The sequence below is a fragment of the Mycobacterium sp. 1423905.2 genome (assembly GCF_001673155.1).
Classification (GTDB): Bacteria; Actinomycetota; Actinomycetes; order Mycobacteriales; family Mycobacteriaceae; genus Mycobacterium.
Genome location: NZ_LZLE01000249.1, coordinates 1 through 3779, shown reverse-complemented (window position 1 = coordinate 3779; position 3779 = coordinate 1). Strand labels below are relative to the sequence as shown.

Below are 3779 nucleotides of genomic sequence, written 5' to 3'. Positions count from 1 at the left end.
GACCTGGTGTTCATCGACGCCGACAAGGAGAACTACCCCGCCTACCTCGAGTGGGCGGTGCGACTGGCCCGCCCCGGCGCGGTCATCGTGGTGGACAACGTCATTCGCAACGGACATGTGGCGGCGGCGGACTCCGGCGACGCCCGGATCACCGCGACCCGCCACACGCTGCAGCTGATGGGGGAGCACCCGCGGCTGGACACCGCGGCGCTGCAGACCGTCGGCGCCAAGGGGTGGGACGGGTTCGCGCTGGCGCTGGTGCGCTAGCCGCCGGCCGGCCGAGTGTGCTCAGGGGGCGTCGAGGGTGCAGTCACGGTGGGATTGGTCGGGATTTCCCGCCGTGTGGACACACTCGACGGCGTCAGCGCACGCTGACGGCTGGCCGGGAGGGTCAGCCGCAGACCGCGCCTACCGCCGCGGAGTTGACCAGCTTGACGTACTTGGCCAGCACACCGGTCCGGTAGCGGGGGGCCGGCGGCGTGAAACCTGGCTTGCGGGCCTCGAATTCGTCGGCGTCGACCAGCACGTCGAGGGTTTGCTGGGCCACGTCGAGCCGGATGCGGTCCCCGTCGCGCAGGAATGCGATCGGTCCGGCGTCCACCGCTTCGGGCGCGATGTGGCCGACGCACAGCCCGGTCGTTCCGCCCGAGAAGCGTCCGTCGGTCAGCAACAGCACGTCCTTGCCCAGGCCCGCGCCCTTGATGGCGCCGGTGATCGCCAACATCTCGCGCATCCCCGGTCCGCCCTTGGGGCCTTCGTAGCGGATCACCACCGCGTCACCCTTGGTGATAGTGCCGTCTTCCAACGCGTCGAGTGCTGCCCGTTCCCCATCGAAAACCCGCGCCGTGCCCTCGAAGACATCGGACTCGAACCCGGCGGACTTGACCACCGCGCCTTCGGGCGCCAGCGATCCGCGCAGGATGGTGATGCCGCCGGTCGGGTGGATCGGGTTCTGCAGCGCCCGCAGCACCTTGCCGTCGGGATCCGGCGGGTTGATGTCGGCCAGGTTCTCGGCCATGGTCTTGCCCGTCACGGTCAGGCAGTCGCCGTGCAGCAGCCCGGCGTCCAGCAACGCCTTCATGATCACCGGCACGCCGCCGATGCGGTCGACGTCGATCATCACGTGGCGGCCGAACGGCTTGACGTCGGCAAGGTGCGGCACCTTGGACCCGATGCGGCTGAAGTCGTCGAGCGAGAGTGTCACGCCGGCCTCATGTGCGATCGCCAGCAGGTGCAGCACCGCGTTGGTCGACCCGCCGAACGCCATCACCACCGCGATCGCGTTCTCGAACGCCTCCTTGGTGAGGATGTCGCGGGCGGTGATGCCGCGGCGCAGCAATCCGACCACGGCCTCGCCGCTGCGCCGGGCGAACCCGTCGCGGCGCCGGTCGGTGGCCGGGGGAGCCGCGCTGCCCGGCAAGGACATGCCCAGCGCCTCGGCGGCGCTGGCCATCGTGTTGGCGGTGTACATGCCGCCGCAGGCGCCTTCGCCTGGACAGATGGCCCGCTCGATGGCGTCGACGTCCTCCCGGGGCATCAGGCCGCGGGCGCAGGCACCCACCGCCTCGAACGCGTCGATGATGGTCACTTCGCGCTCAGTGCCGTCGGACAACTTGGCCCGGCCCGGCAGGATGGAGCCCGCGTAGAGGAACACCGCGGCCAGGTCCAGGCGCGCGGCGGCCATCAGCATGCCCGGCAGGGATTTGTCGCAACCGGCCAGCAGCACCGAGCCGTCCAACCGCTCGGCCTGCATGACGGTCTCGACGCTGTCGGCGATCACCTCACGCGACACCAGGGAGAAGTGCATCCCCGCGTGCCCCATCGAGATGCCGTCGGACACCGAGATGGTGCCGAACTCGAGCGGGTAGCCGCCGGCGGCGAAAACACCCTCCTTGACCGACTTGGCCAGTCGATCCAGCGGCAGGTTGCACGGGGTGATCTCGTTCCACGACGACGCGACGCCGATCTGGGCCTTGGCGAAGTCCTCGTCACCCATGCCTACCGCGCGCAGCATGCCGCGGGCGGCGGCCTTCTCCAGCCCGTCGGTGACGTCGCGACTACGGGGTTTGATATCGACGCCGGTCGATTCATGGGTGGTCTGGGACATCATTCCAGTATGCGCGAGCGACCAGGGCCGCCAAAATCCGGCCATCATACCCCGCTGGGGTATGATGGCGGGCACCGGCCGTTCCTCTTTGGAGAGTAGATGACAACCGCTCACGGATATTCGCAGCAGAAGGACAACTACGCCAAGCGGCTGCGGCGCATCGAGGGTCAGGTGCGAGGCATCGCCCGGATGATCGAAGAGGACAAGTACTGCATCGACGTCCTCACTCAGATCAGCGCGGTCAACAGCGCCCTGCGCTCGGTGGCGCTCAATCTGCTCGACGAACACCTGAATCATTGCGTCACCCGCGCGGTGGAAGAAGGCGGCGCCGAGGCCGACGGCAAACTCGCCGAAGCCTCGGCGGCGATTGCGCGCTTGGTACGTTCGTAATCACCCGGGCGTGTTGAAACCCCAAGTTGGGGTAAAGCGGTCTATGCCGTGCGTACCGTAAGAACGGCGTAATTGCGTCAGGGCCGACAGCGTGCCTGGGCAATGCGCGTCCCGAGTTATGACTGCCGTGACCGAGATACCCACCACTGCCGCGCGAACGTGGACGCCACGGGTCGCCGCGCAGTTGTCCGTGCTGGCCGCGGCGGCGTTCATCTACGTCACCGCCGAGATCCTGCCGGTGGGTGCGCTGTCGGCGATCGCGCGCAATCTGCACGTCAGCATCGTGTGGGTGGGCACGCTGCTGTCCTGGTATGCGCTGGTGGCGGCGCTGACGACGTTCCCGCTGGTGCGCTGGACCGCGCATTGGCCGCGCCGCCGGGTATTGCTCTTGAGCCTGGCCTGCCTGACCGTTTCGCAGCTGGTTTCCGCGCTGGCACCCAATTTCGCGGTGCTGGCCTGCGGGCGGGTGCTGTGCGCGCTTACCCACGGTCTGCTGTGGTCGGTGATCGCGCCCATCGCAACGCGGCTGGTGCCGCCCAGTCACGCCGGGCGCGCGACGATGTCGATCTACATCGGCACCAGCCTGGCGCTGGTGATCGGCAGCCCGTTGACGGCCGCCCTGAGTTTGATGTGGGGCTGGCGACTGGCGGCGGTGTGCGTCACCGTCGCCGCGGCCGTGGTCACGGTGGCGGCGCGGCTGATCCTGCCGGAGATGATGCTCAGCGCCGACCAACTCCAGTACGTGGGTCCGCGCGCCAACCATCACCGCAACCGGTCACTGATCATCATCAGCCTGATCACCATGGTCGGCGTCACCGGTCACTTCGTCTCTTACACCTACATCGTGGTGATCATCCGGCAAGTCGTCGGCGTGCACGGGGCCAACCTGGCGTGGCTGCTGGCCGCCTACGGCATCGCCGGAGTGCTGGCGGTGACCCTGGTGGCGCGGCCGCTGGACCGTCGGCCCCGGGGCGCCATCATCTGCTGCATCGCCGGACTGACGGCCGCGTTCGTCGTGTTGACCGCGCTGGCGTTCGCGGGACATCTGTCGGCGACGACGGCGCTGGTCGTGGGGACCGGCGCGATCGTGCTGTGGGGCGCGATGGCCACCGCCGTCACACCGATGCTGCAATCGGCGGCGATGCGGGCCGGAGCGGACGACCCGGACGGCGCGTCGGGACTGTACGTGACGGCGTTCCAGGTCGGCATCATGGCGGGCTCGCTGGCCGGCGGCCTACTGTACGAGCGCAATGTGGCGATGATGCTCACCGCGTCGGCGGGC

Annotated in this window: 4 protein-coding genes; 3 read left to right on the top strand and 1 reads right to left on the bottom strand. The window is 68.8% G+C overall.

Going from position 1 to position 3779, the window contains the following annotated elements; translation table 11 throughout:
- Positions 1 to 267 (top strand): O-methyltransferase (locus A9W95_RS16045; protein WP_371328027.1); only part of this gene is annotated, 267 nt, incomplete at its 5' end.
- A 124-nt stretch (positions 268 to 391) separates the two neighbouring features.
- On the opposite strand, the gene ilvD is transcribed toward A9W95_RS16045, so the two are convergent.
- A complete protein-coding gene (gene ilvD / locus A9W95_RS16040; protein ID WP_067414599.1) occupies positions 392 to 2107 on the bottom strand; it encodes a dihydroxy-acid dehydratase in 1716 nt (571 codons plus the stop codon).
- A gap of 99 nt (positions 2108 to 2206) precedes the next feature.
- Between ilvD and A9W95_RS16035 the strand changes: the two genes are divergently transcribed.
- Together A9W95_RS16035 and A9W95_RS16030 are read left to right on the top strand one after the other, a co-directional pair.
- Positions 2207 to 2497, top strand: coding sequence for a metal-sensitive transcriptional regulator (locus tag A9W95_RS16035; protein WP_067414596.1), 291 nt, complete (start codon positions 2207 to 2209; stop codon positions 2495 to 2497).
- 118 nt (positions 2498 to 2615) lie between these two features.
- Positions 2616 to 3779, top strand: a 1164-nt coding sequence (locus tag A9W95_RS16030; RefSeq protein WP_067414594.1) for an MFS transporter, incomplete at its 3' end; no start/stop codon positions are given.